3 protein-coding genes and 1 pseudogene are annotated in these 2943 nt (G+C 69.4%); all 4 read left to right on the forward strand.

Annotated features, from left to right (window positions below; all coding sequences use genetic code 11):
* On the forward strand, window positions 1-433 hold a 433-nt coding region (locus BLT23_RS39775; RefSeq protein ID WP_143036229.1), incomplete at its 5' end, for a LuxR C-terminal-related transcriptional regulator.
* The gene (locus BLT23_RS39780; RefSeq protein WP_090060603.1) at window positions 430-969 is read left to right on the forward strand and encodes a DUF1707 SHOCT-like domain-containing protein; all 540 of its coding nucleotides are present in this window, start codon (window positions 430-432) and stop codon (window positions 967-969) included. The genes BLT23_RS39775 and BLT23_RS39780, both read left to right, overlap by 4 nt.
* Window positions 970-1344: 375 nt before the next feature.
* Entirely contained in the window at window positions 1345-2799 is a 1455-nt protein-coding gene (locus BLT23_RS39785; RefSeq protein ID WP_090060606.1) for an SDR family oxidoreductase, read from the forward strand.
* A gap of 36 nt (window positions 2800-2835) precedes the next feature.
* Window positions 2836-2943 (forward strand): annotated as a pseudogene (tdh, locus tag BLT23_RS41970) (L-threonine 3-dehydrogenase); the annotation flags it as partial.

Consider the following 2943-nt stretch of genomic DNA (forward strand, 5'->3'; position numbering starts at 1 on the left):
CGTCCTGGTGCTGTCCGCGTCCGGCGAACACGACGACGTCCTCCAGGCCGTGAAGGCGGGAGCCTCCGGCTACCTGGTGAAGTCCGCGTCGTCGGAGGAACTGGTCGAAGCGGTCACCCGCACCGCCGCCGGCGACGCCGTGTTCACCGCGGGACTCGCGGGCCTGGTGCTGGGCGAGTACCGGCGCATGGCGGCGGCCCCCGACGACGCGGAGGAGAAGCCGCAGCTGACCGACCGCGAGACCGAGGTCCTGCGACTGGTCGCGAAGGGCCTGACCGCGCGGCAGATCGCGAACCGCCTGGTGATCTCCCACCGCACGGTCGAAAACCACGTTCAGTCGACTTTGCGCAAACTCCAACTGCACAACCGGGTGGAGTTGGCGCGTTATGCCATCGAGCACGGTCTCGACGCCGAACCGGAGGCAGGGAAATGACGGAGCTGAGCCCCAGAGAGCTGAGAGTGTCCGACGCCGAGCGCGAGCACGTCGTCGGCCTGCTGAACAAGGCGGTGGGCCGGGGCATGATCACGCTCGACGAGTTCACCGTGCGCACCGACACCGCACTGGGCGCGAAGACCAGGGCCGAGCTGAACGCGGTGCTGGTCGACCTGCCCGGCATGGTCAACACAGAGGCAGCGCGCGCCCGCACCGAGCTGAAGAACACGATGAGCACCACGACCCGCAAGGGCCACTGGGTGGTGCCGCAGGAGCTCGTCATCCGCAACACCCTCGGCACGACGAACCTCGACTTCACCGCCGCCGACGTGCCGCCGGTGGTCAACATCGACCTGGACGTGTCGCTGGGGACGGTGAAGCTGCTGGTGCCGGCGGGGTCGTCGGTGAACATCGACGCGGTCGAGGTCACGGCGGGGGAGCTGAAGGACAAGGTGCACAGCTCGGCCGGAAACCCGCACTTCCAGATCAAGGGGTCGGTGCGGGGCGGGACCGTGGTGATCAAGCGCAAGCGCTGAGGCTTGGATTGTGGGGGTTGGGGGGCGCCGGTCCCGGGCGAAGTCGGTCGAGGAGTTGGGGCGGTAGGTCCTGGCGAGTTGGTCGAGGGGCCGGCTGACGGGTCGAGTGCCGCTTCGGGGTGGTCGGCGGTCCGGGCAACGGTCTGGAGGGTCGGCCGCTTCTGGGCGCTCCGGTCGGCTGGATGATCTTGTCGGACCTGGTGAGTACGTTGGGATGCGAGGGGATCCCAGGCCGGGGGTACCCCTGCGCGAGCACGCCCCGGGGCCTGCGGTGCGTTCGGTTGCCGCGGGTGGGCGACGTGCGCCTCGGGGCCCGAACCGGTGGGTGACCGCCGCTGATCTGCGGTGGAGGCGTTCAGCCAGCAGGATCGGGGCATGCGGTGTCTCGTGACCGGTGCGACCGGGTACCTCGGCGGACGGCTCGTTCCCAGGCTGCTGGCCGAGGGGCATGAGGTCCGGTGTCTCGTGCGGTCGCCGGAGAAGCTGCGGGACGTTCCGTGGGCCGGTCAGGTCGAGATCGTGCGCGGGGACGTGCTCGGTGATCTCGACGAGGCGATGCGGGACGTCGAGGTCGTTCACTACCTGGTGCATTCGCTGCACTCGAAGGACTTCGCGGATGCCGACCGGAAGGCCGCCGAGAACACGGCAGGGGCCGCGGAACGGGCTGGTGTGCGCAGGATCGTCTACCTGGGCGGGTTGCACCCGGAGAACGTCGAGCTGTCGCCGCATCTCGCGTCGCGCAAGGAGGTCGGTGAGGTCTTCCTGCGGTCGAAGGTCGATGCCGTCGTGCTCCAGGCCGCGGTGATCATCGGGTCGGGGTCGGCGAGCTTCGAGATGTTGCGGTACCTGACCGAACGGCTGCCGGTGATGGTGACGCCTCGGTGGGTGCACAACCGGATTCAGCCGATCGCGGTGCGGGACGTGCTGCGGTATCTGGTCGATGCGACGACGTTGGAGAACACGAACCGGACGTTCGACGTCGGTGGGCCGGACGTGTTGACGTACCTGGAGATGATGCTGCGCTACGCGCGCGTAGCCGGGTTGCCGAGGCGGCGGGTGTTGCCGGTGCCGTTGTTGACGCCCGGGTTGTCGTCGCACTGGGTCAACTTGGTGACGCCGGTGCCGCGGTCGATCGCGAAGCCGTTGATCGAGTCGTTGGTGCACGAGGTGGTGTGCCGGGAGAACGACGTCCGCGAGGTGCTGCCCGGTGAGAACGCCGGATACGACAAGGCGGTCGAGCTGGCGTTGGCGAAGGTGCGCAACGCGGACGTGGAGACGCGCTGGTCGGGGGCGTCGTTGCCGGGGGCGCCGAGTGAGCCGTTGCCGACGGACCCGGACTGGTCGGGCGGCTCGGTCTACACCGACGAACGGGAGCGGCGGACGACCGCGAGCCCGGAACGGCTGTGGGAGGTCGTGGAGGGCATCGGCGGTGAGCGCGGCTGGTACTCGTTCCCGCTGGCCTGGGCGGTGCGGGGCTGGATGGACCGGCTGGTCGGCGGGGTCGGGTTGCGGCGCGGGCGGCGGGACCCGCACCGGTTGCACGTCGGGGAGGCGCTCGACTTCTGGCGGGTCGAGGAGCTCGAACGCGGCCGGCTGCTGCGGCTGCGGGCCGAGATGAAGGTGCCGGGGAAGGCGTGGCTGGAGCTTCGAGTGGCGAGCGACGGAGGGCGGGGGTCCACTTACCGCCAGCGCGCCGTGTTCGTGCCCAAGGGCCTGACCGGGCACCTCTACTGGTGGGTGGTCTGGCCGTTCCACGGGGTGGTGTTCGGCGGCATGGTGCGGAACATCGCCAATGAAGCTGAGCTGCACAAGAACTTCAGAAAGTCCTGATGGACTGCACAAGCGGCAAGGGGTGAGACTTCCCGCATGAAGGCTCTCGTCAAGGTCGCCGCCGGGCCTGGCCTGGAACTGACCGACGTCCCGGACCCCACCCCCGGACCGACGGACGTGCTGGTCAGAGTGCTGCGGACGGGG

This window comes from Lentzea fradiae (assembly GCF_900100955.1).
GTDB classification, from domain to species: Bacteria; Actinomycetota; Actinomycetes; order Mycobacteriales; family Pseudonocardiaceae; genus Lentzea; species Lentzea fradiae.

Excerpts from the sequence above, each read along its gene's own strand:
- BLT23_RS39780 (WP_090060603.1), top strand. The coding sequence starts at position 430 with ATGACGGAGCTGAGCCCCAGAGAGCTGAGAGTGTCCGACGCCGAGCGC.
- BLT23_RS39785 (WP_090060606.1), top strand. The coding sequence starts at position 1,345 with ATGCGGTGTCTCGTGACCGGTGCGACCGGGTACCTCGGCGGACGGCTC.